The organism is Caulobacter sp. BE264 (assembly GCF_031457805.1).
GTDB lineage: Bacteria > Pseudomonadota > Alphaproteobacteria > Caulobacterales > Caulobacteraceae > Caulobacter.
In genome coordinates this window covers 213,236-237,896 of the sequence record NZ_JAVDXI010000004.1, presented here as the reverse complement: position 1 = coordinate 237,896, position 24,661 = coordinate 213,236, and the positions used below count along the sequence as shown (strand labels likewise).

At 66.1% G+C, this 24,661-nt stretch carries 21 protein-coding genes; 11 read left to right on the top strand and 10 right to left on the bottom strand.

What is annotated here, in order from left to right:
- Positions 1–58 precede the first annotated feature (58 nt).
- The 3 genes from rpoB (at position 59) to J2X45_RS11730 (ending at position 10,528) form a co-directional block, all read left to right on the top strand.
- Complete coding sequence (gene rpoB, locus J2X45_RS11740; protein WP_310214849.1) at positions 59–4,129, top strand: DNA-directed RNA polymerase subunit beta; 4,071 nt, start codon at positions 59–61, stop codon at positions 4,127–4,129.
- A 177-nt stretch (positions 4,130–4,306) separates the two neighbouring features.
- Positions 4,307–8,497 carry a DNA-directed RNA polymerase subunit beta' gene (gene rpoC / locus J2X45_RS11735; RefSeq protein ID WP_310214846.1) on the top strand — a complete coding sequence of 1,397 codons (4,191 nt, stop codon included), beginning with the start codon at positions 4,307–4,309 and terminating at the stop codon, positions 8,495–8,497.
- Between the two features lie 228 nt (positions 8,498–8,725).
- Entirely contained in the window at positions 8,726–10,528 is a 1,803-nt protein-coding gene (locus tag J2X45_RS11730; RefSeq protein WP_310215301.1) for a HAMP domain-containing methyl-accepting chemotaxis protein, read from the top strand.
- A 2-nt stretch (positions 10,529–10,530) separates the two neighbouring features.
- Here the strand turns inward: J2X45_RS11730 and hemF are convergent, their stop codons facing one another.
- Together hemF and J2X45_RS11720 are read right to left on the bottom strand one after the other, a co-directional pair.
- Positions 10,531–11,403, bottom strand: coding sequence for an oxygen-dependent coproporphyrinogen oxidase (gene hemF, locus J2X45_RS11725; protein WP_310214844.1), 873 nt, complete (start codon positions 11,401–11,403; stop codon positions 10,531–10,533).
- An 85-nt stretch (positions 11,404–11,488) separates the two neighbouring features.
- On the bottom strand, positions 11,489–11,554 hold the full coding sequence (locus J2X45_RS11720; protein WP_024265562.1) for a hypothetical protein: 66 nt from the start codon (positions 11,552–11,554) through the stop codon (positions 11,489–11,491).
- A 62-nt stretch (positions 11,555–11,616) separates the two neighbouring features.
- Between J2X45_RS11720 and J2X45_RS11715 the strand changes: the two genes are divergently transcribed.
- Positions 11,617–11,925 carry a DNA-binding protein gene (locus J2X45_RS11715; protein ID WP_310214842.1) on the top strand — a complete coding sequence of 103 codons (309 nt, stop codon included), beginning with the start codon at positions 11,617–11,619 and terminating at the stop codon, positions 11,923–11,925.
- On the opposite strand, the gene J2X45_RS11710 is transcribed toward J2X45_RS11715, so the two are convergent.
- Both J2X45_RS11710 and phaR read right to left on the bottom strand, forming a co-directional pair.
- On the bottom strand, positions 11,922–12,245 hold the full coding sequence (locus J2X45_RS11710) for a hypothetical protein (protein WP_310214839.1): 324 nt from the start codon (positions 12,243–12,245) through the stop codon (positions 11,922–11,924). The two genes, J2X45_RS11715 and J2X45_RS11710, sit on opposite strands and share 4 nt — an antisense overlap.
- A 47-nt stretch (positions 12,246–12,292) precedes the next feature.
- Positions 12,293–12,943: a polyhydroxyalkanoate synthesis repressor PhaR gene (phaR, locus tag J2X45_RS11705; RefSeq protein ID WP_310214836.1), complete on the bottom strand. Its 651-nt coding sequence runs from the start codon at positions 12,941–12,943 to the stop codon at positions 12,293–12,295.
- 216 nt (positions 12,944–13,159) lie between these two features.
- Here phaR and J2X45_RS11700 point away from each other — a divergent pair, with 216 nt between their 5' ends.
- From J2X45_RS11700 to J2X45_RS11685, 4 genes are all read left to right on the top strand, one after another.
- The gene (locus tag J2X45_RS11700; RefSeq protein WP_310214833.1) at positions 13,160–14,335 is read left to right on the top strand and encodes an acetyl-CoA C-acetyltransferase; all 1,176 of its coding nucleotides are present in this window, start codon (positions 13,160–13,162) and stop codon (positions 14,333–14,335) included.
- 70 nt (positions 14,336–14,405) lie between these two features.
- Positions 14,406–15,128 (top strand): beta-ketoacyl-ACP reductase, encoded by a 723-nt coding sequence (locus J2X45_RS11695; RefSeq protein WP_010918399.1) that lies wholly within the window; start codon positions 14,406–14,408, stop codon positions 15,126–15,128.
- 125 nt (positions 15,129–15,253) lie between these two features.
- Positions 15,254–16,036, top strand: a complete 783-nt coding sequence (locus J2X45_RS11690) for a DUF4908 domain-containing protein (protein ID WP_310214831.1) — start codon at positions 15,254–15,256, stop codon at positions 16,034–16,036.
- A 223-nt stretch (positions 16,037–16,259) separates the two neighbouring features.
- Positions 16,260–17,249, top strand: coding sequence for a substrate-binding domain-containing protein (locus J2X45_RS11685; protein ID WP_310214829.1), 990 nt, complete (start codon positions 16,260–16,262; stop codon positions 17,247–17,249).
- 33 nt (positions 17,250–17,282) lie between these two features.
- Here J2X45_RS11685 and J2X45_RS11680 read toward each other — a convergent pair whose 3' ends face one another.
- The 3 genes from J2X45_RS11680 to gloB form a co-directional block, all read right to left on the bottom strand.
- Positions 17,283–17,723, bottom strand: coding sequence for a hypothetical protein (locus J2X45_RS11680; RefSeq protein ID WP_310214826.1), 441 nt, complete (start codon positions 17,721–17,723; stop codon positions 17,283–17,285).
- A gap of 213 nt (positions 17,724–17,936) precedes the next feature.
- Positions 17,937–18,407, bottom strand: a complete 471-nt coding sequence (locus J2X45_RS11675; protein WP_310214824.1) for a cupin domain-containing protein — start codon at positions 18,405–18,407, stop codon at positions 17,937–17,939.
- On the bottom strand, positions 18,404–19,153 hold the full coding sequence (gene gloB / locus J2X45_RS11670) for a hydroxyacylglutathione hydrolase (RefSeq protein WP_310214822.1): 750 nt from the start codon (positions 19,151–19,153) through the stop codon (positions 18,404–18,406). The genes J2X45_RS11675 and gloB overlap by 4 nt, the downstream gene beginning before the upstream one ends.
- A 65-nt stretch (positions 19,154–19,218) precedes the next feature.
- Between gloB and J2X45_RS11665 the strand changes: the two genes are divergently transcribed.
- From J2X45_RS11665 to J2X45_RS11655, 3 genes are all read left to right on the top strand, one after another.
- Positions 19,219–20,025: a class I SAM-dependent methyltransferase gene (locus J2X45_RS11665; RefSeq protein ID WP_310214819.1), complete on the top strand. Its 807-nt coding sequence runs from the start codon at positions 19,219–19,221 to the stop codon at positions 20,023–20,025.
- Positions 20,026–20,097: 72 nt separating this feature from the next.
- Complete coding sequence (locus J2X45_RS11660; RefSeq protein WP_010918409.1) at positions 20,098–20,442, top strand: P-II family nitrogen regulator; 345 nt, start codon at positions 20,098–20,100, stop codon at positions 20,440–20,442.
- Between the two features lie 84 nt (positions 20,443–20,526).
- Positions 20,527–22,044: a phospholipase D-like domain-containing protein gene (locus J2X45_RS11655; RefSeq protein ID WP_310214817.1), complete on the top strand. Its 1,518-nt coding sequence runs from the start codon at positions 20,527–20,529 to the stop codon at positions 22,042–22,044.
- Here the strand turns inward: J2X45_RS11655 and J2X45_RS11650 are convergent.
- From J2X45_RS11650 to J2X45_RS11640, 3 genes are read right to left on the bottom strand one after another with little or no spacing between them, the layout of a single operon-like run.
- A complete protein-coding gene (locus J2X45_RS11650) occupies positions 22,001–22,780 on the bottom strand; it encodes an endonuclease/exonuclease/phosphatase family protein (protein ID WP_310214814.1) in 780 nt (259 codons plus the stop codon). The genes J2X45_RS11655 and J2X45_RS11650 overlap by 44 nt on opposite strands.
- Positions 22,777–23,445: a methionine biosynthesis protein MetW gene (gene metW, locus J2X45_RS11645; RefSeq protein WP_310214811.1), complete on the bottom strand. Its 669-nt coding sequence runs from the start codon at positions 23,443–23,445 to the stop codon at positions 22,777–22,779. Before metW ends, J2X45_RS11650 begins: the two co-directional genes overlap by 4 nt.
- Positions 23,442–24,596: a homoserine O-acetyltransferase gene (locus J2X45_RS11640; RefSeq protein WP_310214808.1), complete on the bottom strand. Its 1,155-nt coding sequence runs from the start codon at positions 24,594–24,596 to the stop codon at positions 23,442–23,444. Before J2X45_RS11640 ends, metW begins: the two co-directional genes overlap by 4 nt.
- Positions 24,597–24,661 lie beyond the last annotated feature (65 nt).

The window sequence follows — 24,661 nt, the reverse complement described above, 5'->3', positions numbered from 1 at the left end:
GGACGCAGCGGATATTCGAATTCACGCGCGGACTCCGTCCGCGCCGCAGGGAAACAACATGGCGCAATCCTTCACCGGCAAGAAGCGGATCCGGAAGTCGTTCGGCCGCATTCCCGAGGCTGTGCAGATGCCGAACCTGATCGAGGTTCAGCGCTCCTCCTACGAGCAGTTCCTTCAGCGCGAGACCCGTCCGGGCCTGCGTCGCGACGAAGGCGTCGAGGCGGTCTTCAAGTCGGTGTTCCCGATCAAGGACTTCAACGAGCGCGCCGTGCTCGAATACGTTTCGTACGAGTTCGAAGAGCCCAAGTACGACGTTGAAGAGTGCATTCAGCGCGACATGACCTTCGCCGCGCCGCTGAAGGTCAAGCTGCGCCTGATCGTGTTCGAAACCGAAGAAGAAACCGGCGCCCGCTCGGTCAAGGACATCAAGGAGCAGGACGTCTACATGGGCGACATCCCGCTCATGACGGACAAGGGCACCTTCATCGTCAACGGCACCGAGCGCGTCATCGTCTCGCAGATGCACCGCTCGCCGGGCGTGTTCTTCGACCACGACAAGGGCAAGACCCACGCCTCGGGCAAGCTGTTGTTCGCTGCACGCGTGATCCCGTACCGCGGCTCGTGGCTGGACTTCGAGTTCGACGCCAAGGACATCGTCTACGTCCGCATCGACCGCCGCCGCAAGCTGCCGGCCACGACCTTCCTCTATGCCCTGGGCATGGACGGCGAAGAGATCCTGACCACGTTCTACGACGTCGTGCCGTTCGAGAAGCGTTCGGGCGGCTGGGCCACCCCGTACAAGCCCGAGCGCTGGCGCGGCGTGAAGCCGGAGTTCCCGCTGGTCGACGCCGACACGGGCGAGGAAGTCGCTCCGGCCGGCACCAAGATCACGGCTCGCCAGGCCAAGAAGTTCGCCGACGGCGGCCTGAAGACCCTGCTGCTGGCGCCCGAAGCCCTGACCGGCCGCTACCTGGCCCGTGACGCCGTCAACATGGCGACCGGCGAAATCTACGCCGAAGCCGGCGACGAGCTCGACGTCACCTCGATCCAGGCCCTGGCCGATCAAGGCTTCAGCACCATCGACGTGCTGGACATCGACCACGTCACGGTCGGCGCCTACATGCGCAACACCCTGCGCGTGGACAAGAACGCCATCCGCGAAGACGCGCTGTTCGACATCTATCGCGTCATGCGTCCGGGCGAGCCGCCGACGGTGGAAGCCGCCGAGGCCATGTTCAAGTCGCTGTTCTTCGACGCCGAGCGCTACGACCTGTCGTCGGTGGGCCGCGTGAAGATGAACATGCGTCTGGAGCAGGACGTGTCGGACGAAGTCCGCATCCTGCGCAAGGAAGACGTCCTGGCCGTGCTGAAGGTCCTGGTGGGTCTGCGCGATGGTCGCGGCGAAATCGACGACATCGACAACCTGGGCAACCGTCGCGTTCGCTCGGTCGGTGAGCTGCTGGAAAACCAGTACCGCGTCGGCCTGCTGCGCATGGAGCGCGCGATCAAGGAACGCATGTCGTCGGTCGACATCGACACCGTCATGCCGCACGACCTGATCAACGCAAAGCCGGCCGCCGCCGCTGTCCGTGAATTCTTCGGCTCCTCGCAGCTGTCGCAGTTCATGGACCAGACGAACCCGCTGTCGGAAATCACCCACAAGCGTCGTCTGTCGGCCCTCGGCCCGGGCGGTCTGACCCGCGAACGCGCCGGCTTCGAAGTCCGCGACGTGCACCCGACCCACTACGGCCGGATCTGCCCGATCGAAACGCCGGAAGGTCCGAACATCGGTCTGATCAACTCGCTGGCCACCCACGCCCGCGTGAACAAGTACGGCTTCATCGAGAGCCCGTACCGTCGCGTGAAGGACGGCAAGCCGCAGGACGAAGTCGTCTACATGTCGGCGATGGAGGAATCCAAGCACGTCATCGCCCAGTCGAACATCAAGGTCGACGGCGGCGAGATCGTGGAAGACCTGGTTCCGGGCCGTATCAATGGCGAACCGACCCTCCTGCAAAAGGAGACGGTGGACCTGATGGACGTGTCGCCGCGCCAGGTCGTGTCGGTGGCCGCCGCCCTGATCCCGTTCCTGGAAAACGACGACGCCAACCGCGCCCTCATGGGCTCGAACATGCAACGTCAGGCCGTGCCGCTGGTGCAGTCGGACGCCCCGCTGGTCGGCACCGGCATGGAAGCCGTCGTCGCCCGTGACTCGGGCGCCGTCGTGATCGCCAAGCGCACCGGCGTGGTCGAGCAGATCGACGGTACGCGTATCGTCATCCGCGCCACGGAAGAGACCGACCCCGCGCGTTCGGGCGTCGACATCTACCGCATGTCGAAGTTCCAGCGCTCGAACCAGTCGACCTGCATCAACCAGCGTCCGCTGGTGAAGGTGGGCGACAAGATCCGCGCCGGCGACATCATCGCCGACGGTCCGTCGACCGAGCTGGGCGAACTGGCCCTGGGCCGCAACGCGCTCGTCGCGTTCATGCCCTGGAACGGCTACAACTTCGAAGACTCGATCCTGATCTCCGAACGCATCGTCCGTGACGACGTCTTCACCTCGATCCACATCGAGGAATTCGAAGTCATGGCCCGCGACACGAAGCTGGGTCCGGAAGAAATCACCCGCGACATCCCGAACGTCGGCGAGGAAGCCCTGCGCAACCTCGACGAAGCCGGCATCGTGGCGATCGGCGCCGAAGTCCAGCCGGGCGACATCCTGGTCGGCAAGGTCACGCCGAAGGGCGAAAGCCCGATGACGCCGGAAGAAAAGCTGCTGCGCGCCATCTTCGGTGAAAAGGCTTCGGACGTCCGCGACACGTCCCTGCGTCTGCCCCCGGGCGTCGCCGGCACGATCGTCGACGTGCGCGTCTTCAACCGTCACGGCGTCGACAAGGACGAGCGCGCGCTCGCCATCGAACGCGCCGAGATCGACCGCCTGGGCAAGGACCGCGATGACGAGTTCGCGATCCTGAACCGCAACATCTCGGGCCGCCTGAAGGAACTGCTGATCGGCAAGGTCGCGCTCTCGGGTCCCAAGGGCCTGTCGCGCGGCGAGATCACCGCCGAAGGCCTGGCTCAGGTCGCTTCGGGCCTGTGGTGGCAGATCGCTCTGGAAGACGAAAAGGCGATGGGCGAACTGGAGTCGCTGCGCCGCCTGTTCGACGAAAACCGCAAGCGCCTCGACCGTCGTTTCGAAGACAAGGTCGACAAGCTGCAGCGCGGCGACGAACTGCCTCCGGGCGTCATGAAGATGGTCAAGGTCTTCGTGGCGGTGAAGCGCAAGCTGCAGCCGGGCGACAAGATGGCCGGCCGTCACGGCAACAAGGGCGTCATCTCGCGCATCCTGCCGATCGAGGACATGCCGTTCCTCGCCGACGGCACGCACGTCGACGTCGTTCTGAATCCGCTGGGCGTGCCGTCGCGCATGAACGTCGGTCAGATCTTCGAAACCCACCTGGGCTGGGCCTGCGCCAACCTCGGCAAGCAGATCACCAACCTGATGGAAGACTGGCAGGCCGGCGGTCAGAAGCAGGCGCTCATCGACCGCCTGCGCGACATCTACGGTCCGGACGAAGAGCTGCCGGAAACCGAAGAAGAGCTGATCGAACTGGCCAAGAACCTGGGCAAGGGCGTTCCGATCGCCACCCCGGTGTTCGACGGCGCGCGCATGGACGACATCGAGGATCACCTCGAAATGGCCGGCGTGAACCGCTCGGGTCAGTCGATCCTGTTCGACGGTCTGACCGGCGAGCAGTTCAAGCGTCCGGTCACGGTCGGCTACATCTACATGCTGAAGCTGCACCACCTGGTCGACGACAAGATCCACGCCCGTTCGATCGGTCCGTACTCGCTCGTCACGCAACAGCCGCTGGGTGGTAAGGCCCAGTTCGGCGGTCAGCGCTTCGGGGAAATGGAAGTGTGGGCTCTGGAAGCCTACGGCGCGGCCTACACCCTGCAGGAAATGCTGACGGTGAAGTCCGACGACGTGGCCGGCCGGACCAAGGTCTACGAGTCGATCGTCCGCGGCGACGACACGTTCGAAGCCGGTATCCCGGAAAGCTTCAACGTGCTGGTCAAGGAAATGCGCTCGCTCGGCCTGAACGTCGAGCTGGAGAACAGCTGAGTCGACTGAGGCTCCTCCCCCGCAGCGCGGGGGAGGTGTCCCGGAGGGACGGAGGGGGCCAGCTCGGCCGATCTCCAGCTAGCCCCCTCCGACGGCTCCGCCGCCACCTCCCCCGCACGCGGGGGAGGAGCGCTCTAAAGAGAATTTTTCGCGGGAAACCCCGCAGAAGGAACCAAGATGAACCAGGAAGTCCTGAACATCTTCAATCCGGTCCAGGCCGCTCCGACCTTCGACCAGATCCGCATCTCGCTCGCCTCGCCGGAAAAGATCCGTTCGTGGTCGTTCGGCGAGATCAAGAAGCCCGAGACCATCAACTACCGCACGTTCAAGCCCGAGCGTGACGGTCTGTTCTGCGCCCGTATCTTTGGCCCGACCAAGGACTACGAATGCCTGTGCGGCAAGTACAAGCGCATGAAGTACAAGGGCATCATCTGCGAAAAGTGCGGTGTTGAAGTCACCCTGGCCCGCGTTCGTCGCGAGCGCATGGGCCACATCGAGCTGGCCTCGCCGGTCGCCCACATCTGGTTCCTGAAGTCGCTGCCCTCGCGCATCGCCATGATGCTCGACATGCCGCTGAAGGACATCGAGCGCGTCCTCTACTTCGAATACTACATCGTCACCGAGCCGGGCCTGACGCCGCTGAAGCAGCACCAGCTGCTCAGCGAAGACGACTACATGCGCGCCCAGGAAGAGTACGGCGACGACAGCTTCACCGCCGAGATCGGCGCGGAAGCCATCCAGAACCTGCTGAAGGCCATCGACCTCGAAAAAGAGGCTGAGCGTCTGCGCGAGGAGCTGGCCGGCACCGTGTCGGACATGAAGCAGAAGAAGTTTTCCAAGCGCCTGAAGATCCTGGAAGCCTTCCAGGAAAGCGGCAACCGTCCGGAATGGATGGTCATGACCGTGGTGCCGGTGATCCCGCCGGAACTGCGTCCGCTGGTGCCGCTGGACGGCGGCCGCTTCGCGACCTCGGACCTGAACGATCTCTATCGCCGGGTCATCAACCGTAACAACCGCCTGAAGCGCCTGATCGAGCTGCGCGCGCCCGACATCATCATCCGCAACGAAAAGCGGATGCTGCAGGAGTCGGTCGACGCCCTGTTCGACAACGGCCGTCGCGGTCGCGTCATCACGGGCGCCAACAAGCGTCCGCTGAAGTCTCTGGCCGACATGCTGAAGGGCAAGCAGGGCCGCTTCCGTCAGAACCTGCTGGGCAAGCGCGTCGACTATTCGGGCCGTTCGGTCATCGTGGTGGGTCCCGAGCTGAAGCTGCACGAGTGCGGCCTGCCCAAGAAGATGGCGCTGGAGCTGTTCAAGCCGTTCATCTACGCGCGTCTGGACGCCAAGGGCCTGTCGGGCACCGTCAAGCAGTCCAAGCGCATGGTCGAGCGCGAGCAGCCGCAGGTGTGGGACATCCTCGAAGAGGTGATCCGCGAGCACCCGGTCCTGCTGAACCGCGCTCCGACCCTGCACCGTCTGGGCATCCAGGCGTTCGAGCCGAAGCTGATCGAGGGCAAGGCCATCCAGCTGCACCCGCTGGTCTGCGCCGCGTTCAACGCCGACTTCGACGGCGACCAGATGGCCGTGCACGTCCCGCTGAGCCTGGAAGCTCAGCTGGAAGCGCGCGTCCTGATGATGTCGACCAACAACATCCTGTCGCCCGCCAACGGTCGCCCGATCATCGTGCCGTCGCAGGACATCGTCCTCGGCTTGTACTACCTGTCGGTCGCGCGTGACGGTGAGCCGGGCGAAGGCAAGATCTTCGCCGACCTCGGCGAAATCGAAGCCGCCATGGACGCTGGCGTCGTCTCGCTGCACGCCAAGATCAAGGCGCGCCACACCGAGATGACTCCGGACGGTCAGCTGCTGCGCAAGGTGATCGACACCACGCCGGGCCGCATGAAGATCGCCGCCCTGCTGCCGCACCACCCCCAGATTGGCCACCGCCTGATCGAAAAGGCGCTGACCAAGAAGGAAATCGGCAATCTGATCGACATCGTCTACCGCCACTGCGGTCAGAAGGCGACGGTGATCTTCGCCGACAAGGTGATGGGCCTGGGCTTCAAGGAAGCCGCCAAGGCCGGCATCTCGTTCGGCAAGGACGACATCATCATCCCGGCGCGCAAGACCGCGATCGTGGAAGAGACGCGCAAGCTGGCTGAAGAATACGAGCAGCAGTACGCCGACGGCCTGATCACCAAGGGTGAGAAGTACAACAAGGTCGTTGACGCCTGGGCCAAGGCCACCGATCGCGTCGCCGACGAGATGATGGCCGAGCTTCAGATGAAGCATAAGGACGAGAACGGCCGCGAGAAGGAAATCAACGCCATCTACATGATGGCCCACTCCGGCGCCCGCGGTTCGCAAGCCCAGATGAAGCAGCTGGGCGGCATGCGCGGCCTGATGGCCAAGCCGTCCGGTGAAATCATCGAGACCCCGATCGTCTCGAACTTCAAGGAAGGCCTGACCGTTCAGGAGTACTTCAACTCCACCCACGGCGCCCGTAAGGGTCTGGCCGACACCGCGCTGAAGACCGCCAACTCGGGCTACCTGACCCGTCGTCTGGTCGACGTCGCGCAGGACTGCATCATCGTCGAGGAAGACTGCGGCACCACGCGGGGCATCACCCTGCGCGCCGTCGTCGAAGGCGGCGACGTGCTGGTCTCGCTGGGCGCACGCGTCCTGGGCCGCTTCACGGCCGAGGACGTCAAGGATCCGGGCACCGGCGAGCTGGTCGTTCCGGCCGACACCTATATCGACGAGAACATCGCCGACGCCATCGAGGCTGCGGTCGTTCAGTCGGTGAAGGTTCGTTCGGTCCTGACCTGCGAAGCCAAGATCGGCGTCTGCGGCGCCTGCTACGGCCGCGACCTGGCCCGCGGCACTCCGGTGAACATCGGTGAAGCGGTCGGCGTCATCGCCGCCCAGTCGATCGGTGAGCCCGGCACGCAGCTGACCATGCGGACGTTCCACATCGGCGGCACCGCCCAGGTGGCCGAGCAGTCGTTCTTCGAAGCCTCGAACGAAGGTACGGTCCGCGTGATCGGTCCGACGGTCGTGGGTTCGGACGGCGCGCTGGTCATCATGAGCCGCAACACCACCGTCAGCGTTCTGGTCGACGGCAAGGAGCGTGAAACCTACAAGCCGCCGTACGGCGCCCGCCTGCGGGTGAAGGACGGCGACACCGTGAAGCGCGGCCAGCGCCTCGGCGATTGGGACCCCTACACCACCCCGATCATCACCGAAGTGGCCGGTAAGATCCGCGCCGAAGACCTGGTCGACGGCCTGTCGATCCGCGAGGAAGTCGACGAAGCCACCGGCATCGCCCAGCGCGTCGTCGCCGACTGGCGCACGTCGGCCCGCGGCTCGGACCTGCGTCCGGCTATGGGCGTGCTGTCGGAAGACGGTAGCTACAAGCGTCTCAGCAACGGCGGCGAAGCCCGTTACCTGCTGTCGGCCGGGGCCATTCTCTCGGTCGCCGACGGCGACGAGGTGAAGCCGGGTGAAGTGATCGCGCGTATCCCGACCGAAGGCGCCAAGACCCGGGACATCACCGGTGGTCTGCCGCGCGTCGCCGAGCTCTTCGAAGCCCGCCGTCCGAAGGACTGCGCGGTCATCGCGGAAATGGACGGCCGTGTCGAATTCGGCAAGGATTACAAGAACAAGCGCCGGATCAAGATCACGCCGGACGTCGACGCCGACGGCAACCAGCCCGAAGCGGTCGAGTTCCTGATCCCGAAGGGCAAGCACATCGCCGTCCACGACGGCGACTACATCACCAAGGGCGAGTACATCATCGACGGCAACCCGGATCCGCACGACATCCTGCGCATCCTGGGCGTCGAAGCCCTGGCGAACTTCCTCGTCGACGAGATCCAGGAGGTCTATCGTCTGCAGGGCGTGCCGATCAACGACAAGCACATCGAGACGATCGTTCGTCAGATGCTGCAGAAGGTCGAGATCATCGAGCCCGGCGACACCGGCCTGATCAAGGGCGACCACCTTGATAAGCCGGAGTTCGACAAGGAGCAGGAAAAGGCGATCGCCCGTGGCGGCCGTCCGGCTGTGACCCAGCCGGTGCTGCTGGGCATCACCAAGGCCTCGCTGCAGACCAAGAGCTTCATCTCGGCCGCGTCGTTCCAGGAAACGACCCGCGTCCTGACCGAAGCCTCGGTGCACGGCAAGACCGACACCCTGGAAGGCCTGAAGGAAAACGTCATCGTGGGTCGTCTGATCCCCGCCGGTACGGGTTCCTACCTGCGCAGCCTGCAGCGCGTCGCCGCCAAGCGCGACGAGCAGCTGGCCCAGCAGCGCGAGGACGCGATGGAGCCGTTGCCGGCCGAGATCGCGCTTTCGGACGCCGAATAGGCGTCCGAAAGAGGTAAGGAGTCGGGCGCTCTGCGGAGCGCCCAGGCGGACGCTGAATAGGCCTCTGCAGAGGCTGCTAAGAGAAAGGCCCGGGAGCGATCCCGGGCCTTTCTTGTTGGCGGCGACGTTAACGATAACGGCGATACGCGATATGGGTTTGCGCTGAGATTGCGTTTCCCGCGCGTTAAGACACGCACTGCATCCTCCCGCGAGGAGACCATGCAAACGATGTCACTACGAATTTCGGGCACCCTCAACCTGTTCGCGGTCGCGCTGATCGCAGCCTTCGCCCTGGCGACGGGGGCGGCGACCTACGCGCTGATGACCCTGCGCGTCGGCGGTCCGGTCTCGGACAGGCAGGTCGAGGCCGACGCCCTGGTCGCGGACATTCTTCCGCCGCCGCTGTTCATTGTCGAGGCGCTCCTGACGGCGCACCGGGGGCCTGACGAACTGGACAAGGCCGCCGAGCTCGACAGCCACATCGAGGCGCTGAAGACCAGCTACGAGGAGCGCCGCGCCCACTGGGAGACGCGGCCTTTGACGCCTGAGATCAAGGAGGCCCTGGCGGCGTCTGATGTGCATGTCAGGCAGTTCTGGACCATCGCCGACAAGCAGTTCCGCCCCGCCCTGCGCTCTGGCGACGTCGCCGCGATGAACGCAGGTCTCGATGCGATGAGCGTCTCCTACCTGGCCCACCGCAAGGTGATCGACAAGTTTACGCCGCTCGCCATCGGCCTTTCGAAGTCGGAGATCCACGCCGCCGAGGCGCAGTCCCGGCGAATCTTCATCGCTGTGGGCCTGGCGACGGTGCTCATGTTGGTGGTGGCCGCCGGTGGGGTCTGGGTTCTCCGAAAGAAGGTGGTCACGCCGCTGCTCGGCATGACCGGCTACATGGGCTCGCTCGCTGATGGCGACTATGACAAGAACGTCCCTTACCAGGGGCGTCGCGATGAGCTTGGCGATATGGCCCGCTCCGTCGGCGTGTTTCGGACCGCCGTGTTGGAGCGCCGCGCCGCCCGCGAACAGCAGGTGGCGGCCGATGCGCGGGCCATGGATGCGCAGCAGCGCCAGGCCGCCCAGGCGCTCGCCGAGGCCCGCGCCCGTGATGAGGTCGTTTCGGCGCTTGGTCGCGGTCTGAGCGGCTTGGCGCGCGGCGAGCTTAACCAGCGCATCGACGAGGCTTTCCCGTCTGAGTTCGAGGATCTGCGGATTAACTTCAACGCTTCGGTCCAGACGCTCGAAACCACCTTGGCGAAGGTGGTCGTCATGGCGGGCACGGTCGGCGGCGGCGCAGGCGAGATTTCCTCGGCGGCCGACGACCTATCCCGGCGAACCGAACAGCAGGCCGCCAGCCTCGAGGAGACCGCCGCAGCGCTGCAGGAAGTCACTGCGACGATCCGGCAAAGCGCCGAGCGCGCCGCAATGGCCCAACAATCAACATCGCGCAGTCGCTCTTCGGTGACCCAGTCGGCCGATCTGGCCGGCGAGGCGATCAGCGCCATGGAGCGTATCGATACGTCCTCACGCCAGATCACCCAGATCATCGGGGTGATCGACGAGATCGCTTTCCAGACCAATCTGTTGGCGCTGAACGCCGGGGTAGAGGCCGCTCGCGCCGGCGAAGCGGGTCGCGGCTTCGCCGTGGTCGCCATGGAGGTCCGGGCCCTGGCCCAACGCTCGGCGGACGCGGCCAAGGAGATCAAGGGCCTGATCGCCGAAGCCTCCTCCAGCGTGGAGAGCGGCGTAGGCCTGGTCGGCCGGGTCGGAAAGGCGCTGAGCGCGGTGGTCGAGGAATTCTCGGGGATCGAGGCCCTGGTCAACGACATCGCCATGTCGGCCCAGGAGCAAGCTTCCGGTCTGGGCCAGATCAATAGCGCGGTCTCCCAGATGGACCAGGTCACCCAGCAGAACGCCGCCATGGTCGAGGAGACCACAGCGGCCAGCCACAGCCTCAAGCGGGAAGCTTCAGACCTTATGGGTCTGGTTCAGGCGTTCTCGCTGAGCGAGGACGTGCGCCGGAAGGCGGCCTAGGTTTAGGGCCACCTCACGGCCGGCGGCATCGAGCTGAGGATCGACTCGACGTTGCCGCCGGTCTTCAGGCCGAACATCGTGCCCCGGTCGTAGAGCAGGTTGAACTCGACGTAGCGTCCGCGCTGGACCAACTGCTGCTCGCGTTCGTCGGCGGTCCAGGCCTCGCCCATCCGGCGCCGGACCAGGCTGGGGTAAACCTCGAGGAACGCGCGACCGACGTCCTGGGTGAAGGCGAAGTCCCTCTCCCAGTCGCCGCTGTCGTGGTGGTCGTAGAAGATGCCGCCGATGCCGCGCGGCTCGTTGCGGTGCGGCAGGAAGAAGTACTCGTCGCACCAGGCCTTGTACTTGGGGTGCCATTCTGGATCGTACTTGTCGCAAGCCCGCTTGTAGGCGGCGTGGAAGTCGATCGCGTCCGGGAAGTCCTGCTGGCGCTGGTAGCCGAGCAGGGGGGTCAGGTCGCCGCCGCCGCCGAACCAGCTCTTGGTCGTGGCGATAAAGCGCGTGTTCATGTGCACCGCCGGGACGCGCGGGCTGGTCATGTGGGCGATCAGGCTGATGCCGGTGGCGAAGAACCGGGGGTCTTCCGCCGCGCCCGGCATGTTCTTGGCCATTTCGGGGGTGAAGGTCCCAAACACGGTCGAGACGTGGACGCCCACTTTCTCGAACAGGCGGCCGTGCATCATGCCCATCACGCCGCCGCCGCCGGCCGGGCGATCCCAGGCCTTTCGGTCGAAGCGTCCGGGCGCGCCGGGATAGAGGTGGGCGGGGGCCTCGTCCTCAAGCTGCTCGAAGGCGGCGCAGATCTGGTCGCGCAGGCTTTCGAACCACGCGCGGGCGGCGGCCTTCTTCGTGTCGAGGTCGTGATCGGTGCTCATATCTGCCGATTAAGCCCCGATGCGCTTGCGTGCAAATGGGTCCGTGACGACAACGGGGGTGTTGAGGCCGTGGAGGATGGCCAGATCAGGTCAGGGCGGTGAAGATCAGGGCGACCACGACGATGTCGAAGATGCGGACGGCGATGGACATGGCGAGCTCGCGGCGATGAATTCACCTTCGATTAAGCAAGAACGGCGCCAGCCGGGCGGGCGTTGCTGATGGCCCTGTTCTTTGACGCCGCCTGGTATGATCAGCGTCTGGCCGAGCGCGGCCTCACGCGCGTTGTCCTCGCCGCCGTCGCAGGCATGACCGAGGCGGATCTGGCGCTGGCCTTCAAGGACCAACGCGAGCTTTCGATGCGTGAAATCAACGCCTTCGCCGAACTGCTCGGCGTTTCAGCGGGGGAGGCGGCCTCACGCGCGGGCGTACGACCGCCGCCGCCGAACGATCGTGACAGGATTGCGGACCTGGAGGCTCGGGTGGCCGCGCTGGAAGCGCAGGTGGCGCGCCTGGCGCTTTAGATGTTGGTCTTTTTCAGCAGGCCGGTCGGCGGCCGTCGGTCGGAACGGCCGGAGTATTCCGTGCCAAGATAGGTCGATCTGGCCGTATCCAGCACTTCCTGCCCACCGCGCAAACCGCGCTTCTGACCGGATTGCCCCATGATGTGAGCGGCGAACGCGGCGAAGCCTTCTCGGCGCGGCGGAGGGGGCGGCGGCTGAACGTCCTCCTCGACCACGAACACCACCTCGTCGTCGGCGTCGCGGTGAGCGGAATCACGCGGCGCCGGCAAGGCGCGACGCGTGGGACCAGGGCGTCGAAGGGGATCGATCGGACCGCTCATGTCCCGACCCTAGGATGGGACGGTTAAGAACGGCTGGATCGGCTTGGTTAAGACTTGTTGGCCAGCTTGGCGATCTGTTCCTGCATCGCCTCCATCTGACGCTTCAGATCGGCCAGGGAGTCGTCGCCGGCCGGAGCGGGCGGCGGGGCGGGCGTAGGCTCGGCCGGCGCGGCGGGAGCGTCCTCGGGGCGGACGTAGGCGAAGGGCGAAAACATCTTCATGGCGCGGTCGAACAACGCCATGTTCTGACGGATCTGGTCCTCGTAGACGCCCATGCCGGGCATCTTGCCCGGCGCCATGGTCGACAGCTGCCCCCGAAGGCGTTCCTGCTGTTTGGCGAAGCTTTCCAGCGACATTTCCAGGTACGACGGCAGGAAGGCCTGCATCGAGTTGCCGTAAAAGCCGATCAGCTGGCGGAGGAACTGGATGGGCAGCAGGTTTTGGCCGCCGCCACGATTTTCTTCTTCGAAGATGATCTGGGTCAAGACAGAGCGCGTGATGTCGTCGTTTGTCTTGGCGTCGTAGACCACGAAGTCGACGCCCTCCTTCACCATGTCCGAGAGGTGTTCGAGGGTGACGTACGAGGAAGAGGCTGTGTTGTAGAGGCGGCGGTTGGCGTATTTCTTGATGATCACGCGCTGGCCGGCCGATTTCTCGCTCCCGGCGGCCGCTTCGCCTTTTTCAGGGTTCTCGGACATTTCGTTCCCTAGACAGCGGTTACGTCCGCTTTTCGCATCGCACTATCGCGAATGCAAAGGCATGACGCCAGTGGTCAGATGACTTGGAGGCGTCGCGAAGGCGTGAAAATGTGCTCGTGACGAACGCGGTCGTGGCGTGCATGGTGATGCTGCATTGCAAAAGAACGGGCGCCGCAACCGCGAAGCGTCATGTCAGATCGTCACGGGAGCTATCGCATGAGCGAGATTGTCATCGTTTCCGCCGCCCGCACGCCGGTGGGCTCGTTCAACGGGGCCTTGGCCAGCCTGCCGGCTTCGGAGCTGGGCAAGGCCGCCATCGAGGCCGCCGTGTCGCGCGCGGGCATCGCGCCTTCCGACGTCGATGAGGTTATCCTGGGTCAGGTGCTGCAGGCTGCTGCGGGCCAAGGTCCGGCGCGCCAGGCTTCGGTGAAGGCCGGCATCCCCGTCGAGGCTCCGGCCTGGAGCTTGAACCAGCTTTGCGGCTCTGGCTTGCGCGCTGTGGCGCTGGCGGCCCAGCAGATCGCTGACGGTTCGGCGAAGGTCGTCGTCGCCGGCGGGCAGGAAAGCATGAGCCAGGCGCCGCACGCCCAGAACCTGCGCGGCGGCCAGAAGATGGGCGACCTGCAATTTGTCGACACGATGATCAAGGACGGCCTGTGGGACGCCTTCCACGGCTATCACATGGGGCAGACCGCCGAGAACATCGCCAACCGCTGGCAGATCACCCGCGAAGACCAGGACAAGTTCGCCGTCACCAGCCAGAACCGCGCCGAGGCCGCGCAGAAGGCCGGCAAGTTCGACGACGAGATCGTTCCGATCACCATCAAGGGCCGGAAGGGCGACACCATCGTCGACAAGGACGAGTTCATCCGTCACGGCGCGACGATCGAGAGCGTCCAGGGCCTGAAGCCCGTCTTCAACAAGGAAGGCTCGGTCACCGCCGCAAACGCCTCGGGCCTTAACGACGGCGCCGCCGCCCTCGTTCTGATGAGCGCCGAGGAAGCCGCCAAGCGCGGGCTCAAGCCTCTGGCCAAGATCGCCTCGTGGGCCAACGCCGGCGTCGAGCCCGAAATCATGGGCACGGGTCCGATTCCGGCCTCGAAGAAGGCGCTGGAAAAGGCCGGCTGGTCGGTGTCTGACCTCGATCTCGTCGAGAGCAACGAAGCCTTCGCCGCCCAGGCCCTGTGCGTGGTGCGTGAGCTGGGTCTCGACCCCGCCAAGGTGAACGTCAATGGCGGCGCGATCGCCATCGGTCACCCGATCGGCGCCTCGGGCGCGCGCATCCTGACCACGCTGGTCCACGAGATGAAGCGCTCGGGCGCCAAGAAGGGCCTCGCCACGCTATGCGTCGGCGGCGGCATGGGCGTGGCCATGTGCGTGGAAGCGGTCTGAACCAACCTCTAAGCGGCCCGCTCTTCGGCGGACCGCCTCCAGCCATAAGAAAAGCGATCGGGAGAGTTACATGACGAGAGTTGCGTTCGTGACCGGCGGCACCCGCGGCATCGGTCGGGCCATCTGCGAGCGGTTGATCGCCGACGGCCACAAGGTCGCGGCCGGCTATTCCGGCAACGAAGCCGCCGCCGAGGCCTGCGCCAAGGAACTGGGCGTGATGGTCGTGAAGGGCAATGTCGGCGTGTTCGAGGATTGCCAGGCGGCCGTGAAGAAGGTCGAGGCCGAACTCGGCCCCATCGACATCCTGGTCAATAACGCCGGCATCACCCGCGACGGCATGCTGCACAAGATGACCTACGAGCAGTGGTCGGAAGTGATCCGGGTCAACATGGACTCGGCCTTCAACATGACCCGCCCGGTGATCGAGGGCATGCGCGACCGGAGCTGGGGTCGGATCATCAACATCAGCTCGATCAATGGCCAGAAGGGCCAGATGGGTCAGACGAACTACTCGGCCGCCAAGGCCGGCCTGATCGGCTTCACCAAGGCCCTGGCGCTGGAGAACGCCAAGAAGGGCGTCACGGTCAATGTGATCTGCCCCGGCTATATCGACACTGAAATGGTGGCCGCAGTGCCGGAAAACGTGCTGGCCCAGATCGTCGCGGGCATTCCCGTCGGCCGCCTTGGCCGCGGCGAGGAAATCGCCGACATGGTCTCGTTCCTGGCGGGCGAGCGCGCGGGCTTCGTGACGGGCGCCACCCTGACCCTGAACGGTGGCCAGTACATGGCCTAAGGGCCCAGGACCTCGAAGCTCGGACTTGACGGCCGCTGTTGCGGTTTGGCCTCATGCGCCGGGCTTCGGGGGATCGGCGTTTGCGCGTCCAAGATTCGCCCTAGTCGACGGGCAGTACGGATCGCATGACATTCTGTAAGGCGGAGTTTGGCGACTGGGGCGCCCGGGCGGCCCTGACGATCGCCGCTTTGATGCTCATGGGGGCGTCGGCGCACGCCCAACAGCTTCCGCATTCTCTGCGTGACGCTCTGCTGGGCCACAAGGGCCCGGCCGAGGCCCGACGCGCCCCCGCGCCTCCCGTGGCGCGCTATGTCTCCGAGGCCGGCGGGGCCTTCGTCTTTGACCAGGCCGCGCCGCGCCCGCTGATGAAGTTCGACAACAGCGCCGAGATCTGGGTGTTGCAGGCCCAGCCCGCCTCGCGCGGCGACGTGATCTATCGCAACGATCTGGGCGAGCCCGTGTTAAGGGTCACCAAGCTCGGCGGTATTATTCTCTTCACCGACGATGCGCCGATGGGCGCAGCCGCCGCCCTTTCGGGTCGCGCACAGTCAATCCAGCCTCCGTCAATTCTGTCGTTCAATGTGTTCGTGCAGCGGGTGCGGATAGCGACCGCGCGCGCCAGCCGCGCGGCGCAGCGCGACATCGAGTTCGCCACGGTGGAAGACGTCCGCCCGGAAACCTCGGTCCTGGCCGCTGACTCGGCGACCATCGTCGCCGAGGCGTTCGAGCGCATGGCGCGCAAGGGCGATCGATCCCTGATTTCGCGCATCGCGCGGGTCCTGCTGACCGAGGGGCGCAAGCCGTCTGCTTCGCTGAAGGACGGGGCGCTGACCATAACCTACTCCCCGGAGCAGGGTCTGGCGGGCCGACCTTCCTCGAAAAAGATCATCAAGGTGATTCATCGCTAGATGAACGCCGAACGTCGTTCTCCCAAAGCGCCCATAAACGTGCAGTAGCGGTTTACGAGGCTTTTGGGGAACGGTAGTCGATACCGCCTCAACGGTGTCGACGCGCGAACGCAACCTGGCGTCATGCGACGCCAGCGAGCCTTTTCGCTCGGTTACAGGGTCTTATTGTCGCGACATGGTGAACCCCGATACCGCCCAACCGCCCGAGAGAAGCCGCCTGAAGATGGCCGACATCGCGCGCATGGCGGGCGTGTCGATCTCGACGGTGTCCCGGGCCCTGGCGGGTAATCCGCTGATCCCCAAGCCGCTCCGCGATCAGATCGTGGAGATCGCCCAGACGCACGGCTATGTCGTCAACCAGTCCGCCCGGTCCTTGCGCTTGCGCAAGACCGATACGATCGGCGTCATCATCCCGCTGGCTCACGAGACGGGACAACTGATCTCGGATCCGTTTTTTCTGGAGATGATCGGGCGGCTTGCCGATGAGATCACCCGCCGAAACTATGCGGTTCTCCTGCATAAGGTGGTCGTGACGGAGACGGGCTGGCTGGAGCGGATTATCCAGGCGCATCGCGCCGATGGACTGCTCCTGATCGGGCAGAGCAATCAGCACGAGGTCCTGAACAAGGTCGCGCGAACGTACAAGCCCTTGGTGGTCTGGGGCGCCCAGTTGCCCGGTCAGTCCTATTGCTCAGTCGGCAGCGACAATGTCGCCGGGGGGCGTCTGGCGGTGGCGCATCTGGCGAAGACGGGACGCAAGCGGATCGCCTTCCTGGGCGCCGTTGACGCGCCCGAAGCGGCCCAGCGGTTTGACGGCTATCAGCAAGGCCTGGCGGACGCGGGGTTGCCCTTCGATCCGGCGTTGGTCGTCCCGGCGCACTATACGATGGATCAGGCGCGCGAGACGATCGCCGCCTTTATCGCCAGCGGCGTGAGCTTTGACGCGGTCTTCGCCTTTTCCGACGTCATCGCGCTGGCCGCCATCGCCGCCTTGACGGAGGCCGGCAGGAGTGTCCCGGGGGACGTCGCGGTGGTCGGCTTCGACGATATCGTGCTGGCGCGCCACAGCGCGCCGCCCCTGAGCACGGTGCGTCAAGACCTGGCGCTTGCGGCGCGCGAGATGGTGGATCGGCTGTTCGCCCGCATGGCCGGCGACCCCGCGGGGTCGGTCTTGTCGCCGGTGGAACTGATTGTGCGGGGCTCCAGCGCTTAGTTGGGGCCGGGCCGCTGTCGCCAGTCTGACGCGCTAGGCCGCCTCGATGCCGATCGCCTTCAGGTCCTTCAGGAAGCGCGTCAGGCTCTGGTGCGAGCGGCGCAGGCCCTGAAGCACCTCGGGCTTGGTCAGGGCGGAGTGGGGAACGATGAACCCTTCGCGGCCCACGCGTTGGGCCATGCCCTTCTCGAGCATCTCGACGAAGCGGCGACGCACGGTTTCGTAGGGCAGGCCCAGCGAGTCGGCGACCTGGCGAACGGTCAGGGGGCGGCGTTCGTGATCGGGCGGCACGTCATCGACATCGGCGTAATGACCGCCGCGGATATGTGAGCAGTTCCCAGCCCACAGCGTTGTGAAGACAAGCGCGTAAAGCAGGTCCGAGCCGTGGACCTCGTTCGCGATCTCCACCCAGCGCAAAATGTAATCGGTCGCGTACCGCGATGCGGCGCGAGCGTTGGCGTACTCTTCGGACATAGGCGACTTAGTTCCCCCCGGAGTCGGCGCTTCCAATGTGGTTGGAAATGGATTGCATGGCTCACTTAACGACGCCATGCGACCTAGTTGCCCACAATGGGTACCCGCTTTGAGCGCCTGCGGCATGCTGACGCAGGTGGCCTCAAGTTTGGCCAGGAGTGTGTGATCGCGCGCTGATCTGGAACAAGGAAAAGCGTCTTTGCGGCCGCCGACTCAGGGTTGGGAGGGCGTCCAGTCCGGCGGAGCCATCTCGAAACCCTCAAAGCGGAACCCGGGCGCGACCGTGCAGCCGACGAGGGTCCAGGCGCCCAAGCTGACCGCCGTCTGCCACCACAGCGTCGGCACGATCGCCTGCGGGCGGCATCCGGCGCGCAGGTCGGGACCCAGCACATAGGCGGTCGCGCCTTTCCCGTCGGGCGGCGAGAGAGTCAGCGAGATCGGCGCGCCGGCGTAGTAGTGCCAGGTCTCCACCGCATCGACACGGTGCCAGGCTGACATCTGTTCGGCCTCGAGCAGATAGTAGATGCACGTCGACGCGGGTCGCCCGTCGACGCCGGGCGCATCCTGGAAGGTCTGCCGATACCAGCCGCCCTCAGGATGGGGCTGAAGATCGAGCATCCGTACGATTTCCTTGGCGCCCAGATCGCCCGACATGCCCAGGCCTTGCTTGGTCATGTCGCTCATCCCTTGAACCCGTCCTTGGCCGCGCGGATCTCGGCGAAAGCCTCCGCCGGCGAGGGCGCGTCTGGTCGCAGAAGCGGCGCGCGAAGGAACGGGTTGGTGGCCTTCTCGGCGCCGATGCTTGTCGGCACGGTCGGCTCGCCGCGCTCGCGGGCCGCAAACACGGCGTCGGCCCTTTCTGTCACTGCGGGGGCCGTGTCGACGGACAGGGCGAAGCGGGCGTTCGAGGCGGTGTACTCGTGGGCGCAGTAGACGGTCGTGGCGTCCGGCAGATCCGTCAGCCGCTGCAAAGACGCCCACATCTGTTCGGCCGTCCCTTCGAAAAGGCGACCGCAGCCGAGCGCGAAAAGCGTATCGCCGACGAAGGCGATGGCGTTCTTAGCGTCGTGATAGCTGATGTGGCCCAGGGTGTGGCCGCCGGTGTCGATGACCTCGAACCGGGTCTCGCCCAGCATCACGACGTCGCCGTCGACGAGCGCTTTGTCGAGCGGCGCGATGCGGGTCACCTCGGCCGGTCCGACGATCTCGGCGCCCGTCGCCGTCTTCAGCGCCGCATTGCCGCCCGCGTGGTCCGGATGCCAGTGGGTGTTGAGGATCATGTCGAGGGACCATCCCAGCTTGCCCAGCTCGGCGAGGATGGCGTCGGCGTCGGGGGTGTCGACCGTGGCGACCTTGCCGGTCGCCGCGTCGCGAACCAGGAAGCCATAGTTGTCTGACAGGCAGGGGAATTGGTGGACGATCAAGGCCATGGGGGTGCTCTGGTGCGGTGACGCAGGCGAGCCTACAACGAAGGCCTCGTGGTTCGGGAGACTCAATGCGTCGCGACGTGCTCGATCTCAGGGCCTTCTACGCCTCGCCGCTGGGCCGCGCGGCGCGGACCATGCTGACGCGCAAGGTCGAGGAGGCCTGGGGCGACACCCGTGACCTCGACGTCTTGGGCGTGGGCTATGCGACGCCTTTCCTGGACGCGGCGCGCGCCAAGGCGCGTCGTGTGGTGGCCGCCATGCCCGCTCAGCAGGGCGTCGAGGTTTGGCCGCATGGTGGCCGCAACCAGGCATGCCTTGTCGAAGACGCTGCTCTGCCCTTGCCCAACGCGCTCTTTGACCGGGTTCTGGCGGTCCATGCTCTGGAGGAGGCCGACGACCCGGCCGCGCTCTTGGCCGAGATCGGGCGAGTCATGGCCCCCACCGGCCGCTTGATCGTCGCGGTCTCGTCCCGCGACGGGGTCTGGGCGGGCGCCGAGGGCACCCCGTTCGGCCATGGCCGGCCCTACAGCCGCAGCCAACTGGAAAGCCTGATCCGCGAGGTCGGGCTTGAGCCGGCGGGGTGGACGCGGGCGCTCTATGTCCCGCCGGTCGGCGCCATGTCGAGCTGGGCCGAGGGCTTTGAGCAGGTCGGCGCGACGCTGTGGCCCCGTTTTGCAGGCGTGATCCTGATGGAGGCGATCAAGCAGACCTTCGCGGTCAAGCCGCGCGGCCATCGCGCCCGGGCCAGGGTCTTCGCCCCGGGCGTCCTGTTGCCCAGTCCGGCCGGACCGACTCCCGTGCGCCAGGCCGGTGAGCGGCCGGTTCCGGTCAACAAGGCGCCCGTTCCTAAGGCGCCGAGCAGCCTTGATCGCTGAACGCACTTGGAGCTGGGCCTTTGCGCGCCTAGCTTGGACTCGTAGAAACCGTTCGCTCCCGGGAGCCGCGCCATGAAGATGATCGTCGCCGTGATTAAGCCGAGCCGCCTGGATGCAGTGCTCGAAGCGGTCACCGAGGCGGGCGCGTCAGGTCTGACCGTCACCGAGGTGCGCGGCTACGGCCGCCAGAAGGGCAAGACCGAGGTCTATCGCGGCGCCGAATACGAGGTGAAGCTGCTGCCAAAGGTGAAGCTTGAGATCGCCGTGCCGACCGACGTGCTCGAGCCAGTGATCGAGGCTCTCCAGCGTACCGCCAACACCGGCAAGATCGGCGACGGCAAGGTCTTCGTCATGGACCTGGAACAGGCCCTGCGCATCCGCACGGGCGAGCGCGACGCCGCGGCGATCGCGGGCTGATCTGAGCAAGAGTTCACAAGACCGCGCGCTCAAGCGGAGCCATAACACCTTCCCGCGCGTTCCTCAGTGAGTCGCGGCTTTAGGGTGGACATGGTCGAGCGCGCTTCCGTCTTTCAACCGGGCTACAACTGTTGGCGGGTCGAGCCCGCCGACCGCGTCGCCCTGTTCATCGACAACGACGAAACCTTCGACGCGCTGAAGCCCTTGCTGCTGGCGGCGCGCAAGTCGATCTGGATCCTGGCCTGGGTTTTCGACCCCCTGACCCGGCTCGATCCCGACCGTGTACGCAAGAGTCGGGATCCCACCTCCGCCGACCGCATCGGGTTGATCCTGCGTCGGCAGGCGGCCCTCAATCCGGCGCTCGACGTGCGGGTGCTCACCTGGGACATGCCGTTTCCCATCGCCGCCTCGCAGCTGTTCGGGCCGCACCGCGGCGCGGCGTTCTTTGCGGGATCGCGGGTCAAGTACAGACTGGACGCGACGCTGCCGGCCAGCGCCTGCCATCACCAGAAGGCGGTGATCATCGACGGCGTCACGGCCCTGGTGAGCGGCGGCGACATCGGCGTCGACCGCTGGGATGACACCCGACATCTGGATGACAATCCGCTGCGGCGGCTGCCGACCGGCCGACGCTATCCCCCACGCCACGAGGTCTCGATGCTGGTCGACGGCCGAGCCGGCGAGGCGATGGCGGACCTGTTCGTCGATCGCTGGCGGGCGTCGGGCGGCGACACCATCGAGCGACCTGTCCGACCCGAGGAAACGCCGTGGCCGGAAGGCCTCATTCCCGATCTCCGCCGCACGCCCGTGGCGGTCGCCCGCACCTCGGCCGCCTGGCGGGGGCGGCCCGAGGTCACCGAATGCATGCTGCTGCACCTGTCGGCCATCCGCCGGGCCAAGCGGCTGATCTATCTTGAGAACCAGTATGTGACCTCGCCCGTGCTGGTCGAAGCGCTGGCCGAGCGTCTGGCCGAGCCTGACGGCCCTGAGGTGGTCACCATCGGACCGGCGCGGAGTCCCAGCTATTTCGATCAGATGACCATGGACAGCGCGCGAACGGCGGCGATCAACCGGCTGCGCGAGGTCGACGTTCATCACCGCTTCGCGGCGTTCTCGGCCCATACGCCAAAGGGCGGACCGATCATTGTCCATTCCAAGGTGTCGATCATCGACGACCAGGTCTTGCGGATCGGATCGGCTAACCTCAACAACCGCTCGATCGGGCTGGACAGCGAGTGCGACCTGGCGTTCGAGGCCCGCGACGATCGCGAGCGCGAGACGATCAGGGGCTTTCTTGGCCGACTCGTCGGTCATTTCATTGACCGCAGCGCGCTCGACGTCCTGGAGGCTATGGAGCGGGAAGGGGGGCTCGCGGCGGCGATCAACGCGCTCGACGTCCATGGCGGTCCGCCGCGACGGCTTCAGCCCGTGCCGATCCGCAAGCTGACGGGCGTCCAGCAGTTCATCGCCGACTGGAGCCTGGGTGACGCCATCGCGCCCGACGACGCCTGGCGGCCCTGGGGGCGTCGCAAGCGTCTGCGACGCGACCTTGCCCGTCTTACCGCGCCGCCGCCGCTGCCGCCGGACCACCTGCGTCCGTGATCTCCAGATCGACGACCAGCGGCAGGTGATCGGAGGCCAGGCGCGCCCGCGCGTCGTATGGCGACTTCACGGCGCGCGTCTCCAGGCCCTTGGTCAGGAAGACGTGGTCGATCCGCATGAACGGAAAGCTCGAGGGGAAGGTCGCCGTGGCTGGGCGCAGCCAGGCCGGGCTGGGCGCCTGAGCGTCGCGCAACGCCGTGCGGAGCATGCGATAGGTCGCCGAATAGGGCGTCGCGTTGAAGTCGCCCAATACGACCCCGGGCGCTGTCCAGGCGTCATCGCCCATCCAGTCCGGACCCAGCAGCGCGGCGGCCTGGCGCTTCTGTTCCTGCGGCACCAGGCCGAGGTGGGTGTTGATGATCTGGACCTTGGCGCCGCCCACCTCGACCTCGATCCAGAGCGCGCCGCGCGGCTCCAGGCCCGGCACCCGACGATAAAGCGGCAGGCCCTGCGCCTTTATGCGGCGCTCGGGCAAGGCCGTCAGGATCGCGTCGCCATAAAGCTCTTCCTCGACGGCCATGGCCGGATGGAAGTGGAAGCTCATCTTCAGGAGTTCAGCCAGGCGGTGGGCTTGATCGACGCTTTGGGTGCGCGCGCGGCCCACATCCAGCTCCTGAAGGGCCACGACGTCGGGGCGTTCAGCCGCGATGACCTCGGCCACACGCTCGACGTCGAGCTTGCGGTCCGTGCCCACACAGCGGTGGACGTTGTAGGTCATCAGACGAAACGTCTTCATCCGTCGAAGAGATCGCCCGAGCTTGACGGAAGTTCCCGAACAGGCGGCGCGCTGTTGCGGCTGAGCATGAAGAGGCAGGTTTCGGTCCGCCAGTTCTCCAGCGCGCTGGTGGGATTCATGGCGCGCGCCGCGCCCTTGCCGGCGAAGGCCGCGCTGGCGTCGACTCGCAGGTTCAGGTCCTCGGTCAGCGCCATGAAGTCGGCCAGGGTGCACAGGTGAATGTTCGGGGTCGACCACCAGGGCAGGGGCAGGGCCTTGGTCTCGGGCATCCGGCCGCGGCTCAGCAGCGACCAGCGCACGCGCCAGTGGCCAAAGTTCGGGAACGAGACGATGGCGCGATCGGCGATACGCAGCAACTCGTCCAGCACGTGACGCGGATTGCGCGTCGCCTGCAGGGTTTGGGACAGCACCGCATAGTCGAAGGAGCGATCCGGGAAGTGGTCGAGATCCAGGTCGGCGTCACCTTGCACGACCGAGAGGCCGCGCGCCATGCAGGCGGCTACGCCCGAAGCGCTCAGCTCCAGGCCTCGGGCGTCGACCTGCTTTTCGTGGGCCAGCAGGTCCAGCAGCGCGCCTTCGCCGCAACCGACGTCCAGCACGCGCGAGCCCGGACGCACCAGGCGCAGGATTTCGCGGAAGTCCTCGCGGATGACGGCGTTGGTCAAATCAGCCCCCGGTCGCGTTCGGCCGAGGCCAGGAAGCCTTCGAGCGCGGCGTCCATCACCGGTTCGTCCAGCAGGAAGGCGTCATGGCCCTTGTCGCTCTCGATCTCGGCGAAGGCTGCGCGGGCGCCAGCGGCGGTCAGGGCGCGGACGAGGTGACGGTTCTCGGCGGTCGGATAGAGCCAGTCGCTGGAGAAGCTGAGCACGCAGAAACGCACGTGGCGCGCCCGCGTGAACGCCTTGGCCAGCACCCCGCCGTGGCCGGCGGCGATGTCGAAATAGTCCATGGCGCGGGTGATATAGAGATAGCTGTTGGCGTCGAACCGGTCGACGAAGCTGGATCCCTGGTGGCGCAGATAGCTCTCGACCTGGAAGTCGGCGTCAAAGCCCCAGGACAGGCCGTCGCGCTGCAGCTCGCGGCCGAACTTCCGCTGCAGGGCGGGCTCGGACAGATAGGTGATGTGCGCGGCCATGCGGGCGACGGCCAGGCCCTTCTCGGGCCGCACGCCGTGGTCGGCATAGGCGCCGCCGCGCCAGTCGGGGTCGGCCATGATCGCCTGGCGGCCCACCTCGTGAAACGCGATGTTCTGGGCCGAGTGGCGCGAGGCCGAGGCCAGCACTACGGCGCTGAACATCCGCTCGGGATAGTCCACGGCCCATTGCTGCACCTGCATGCCGCCCATCGAACCGCCGACGACGGCGAACAGGGTCTCGACCCCCAGCGCCGAGACCAGCATGGCCTGGGCCCGCACCATGTCGGCGATGGTGATGACCGGGAACGACAGGCCGTAGGTCTTACCCGTGGCCGGATTGATCGAGGCCGGGCCCGTCGAACCCATGCAGCCGCCGATGACGTTCGAGCAGATGATGAAGTGCCGCGCGGGGTCCAGCGGCTTGCCGGGACCAACGAGACGGGGCCACCAGCCCGGCTTGCCCGTCACCGGGTGCGGCGAAGCCACGTACTGGTCCATGGTCAGGGCGTGACAGATCAGAACGGCGTTGGATTTGTCCGCGTTGAGCTGGCCGTAGGTCTGGTAGGCGATCTCCAGGCCTTCGATGATCCCGCCGGAATCCAGCCGCAAGGGTTCGTTGGCGGGAAACCGCCAGGTTCCCCCGCCGGACAGGACGGGTGTGACCAGATCGAGAGCAGCCATGTCGCCTTGGAGCGCTTGGCGAAGAAGGTGTCAACCGCCGGCTTCCTGACAGGGCCTCGGACGGC

Coding starts and splice junctions, on each gene's coding strand:
- rpoC (WP_310214846.1), top strand. CDS start 4,307: ATGAACCAGGAAGTCCTGAACATCTTCAATCCGGTCCAGGCCGCTCCG.
- J2X45_RS11700 (WP_310214833.1), top strand. CDS start 13,160: ATGAGCGAGATTGTCATCGTTTCCGCCGCCCGCACGCCGGTGGGCTCG.
- J2X45_RS11690 (WP_310214831.1), top strand. CDS start 15,254: ATGACATTCTGTAAGGCGGAGTTTGGCGACTGGGGCGCCCGGGCGGCC.
- J2X45_RS11710 (WP_310214839.1), bottom strand. CDS start 12,245: ATGAGCGGTCCGATCGATCCCCTTCGACGCCCTGGTCCCACGCGTCGC.
- J2X45_RS11665 (WP_310214819.1), top strand. CDS start 19,219: ATGCGTCGCGACGTGCTCGATCTCAGGGCCTTCTACGCCTCGCCGCTG.
- gloB (WP_310214822.1), bottom strand. CDS start 19,153: ATGGCCTTGATCGTCCACCAATTCCCCTGCCTGTCAGACAACTATGGC.
- J2X45_RS11695 (WP_010918399.1), top strand. CDS start 14,406: ATGACGAGAGTTGCGTTCGTGACCGGCGGCACCCGCGGCATCGGTCGG.
- hemF (WP_310214844.1), bottom strand. CDS start 11,403: ATGAGCACCGATCACGACCTCGACACGAAGAAGGCCGCCGCCCGCGCG.
- J2X45_RS11680 (WP_310214826.1), bottom strand. CDS start 17,723: ATGTCCGAAGAGTACGCCAACGCTCGCGCCGCATCGCGGTACGCGACC.
- J2X45_RS11650 (WP_310214814.1), bottom strand. CDS start 22,780: ATGAAGACGTTTCGTCTGATGACCTACAACGTCCACCGCTGTGTGGGC.
- J2X45_RS11730 (WP_310215301.1), top strand. CDS start 8,726: ATGTCACTACGAATTTCGGGCACCCTCAACCTGTTCGCGGTCGCGCTG.
- J2X45_RS11675 (WP_310214824.1), bottom strand. CDS start 18,407: ATGAGCGACATGACCAAGCAAGGCCTGGGCATGTCGGGCGATCTGGGC.
- J2X45_RS11660 (WP_010918409.1), top strand. CDS start 20,098: ATGAAGATGATCGTCGCCGTGATTAAGCCGAGCCGCCTGGATGCAGTG.
- phaR (WP_310214836.1), bottom strand. CDS start 12,943: ATGTCCGAGAACCCTGAAAAAGGCGAAGCGGCCGCCGGGAGCGAGAAA.
- J2X45_RS11685 (WP_310214829.1), top strand. CDS start 16,260: ATGGCCGACATCGCGCGCATGGCGGGCGTGTCGATCTCGACGGTGTCC.
- rpoB (WP_310214849.1), top strand. CDS start 59: ATGGCGCAATCCTTCACCGGCAAGAAGCGGATCCGGAAGTCGTTCGGC.
- J2X45_RS11640 (WP_310214808.1), bottom strand. CDS start 24,596: ATGGCTGCTCTCGATCTGGTCACACCCGTCCTGTCCGGCGGGGGAACC.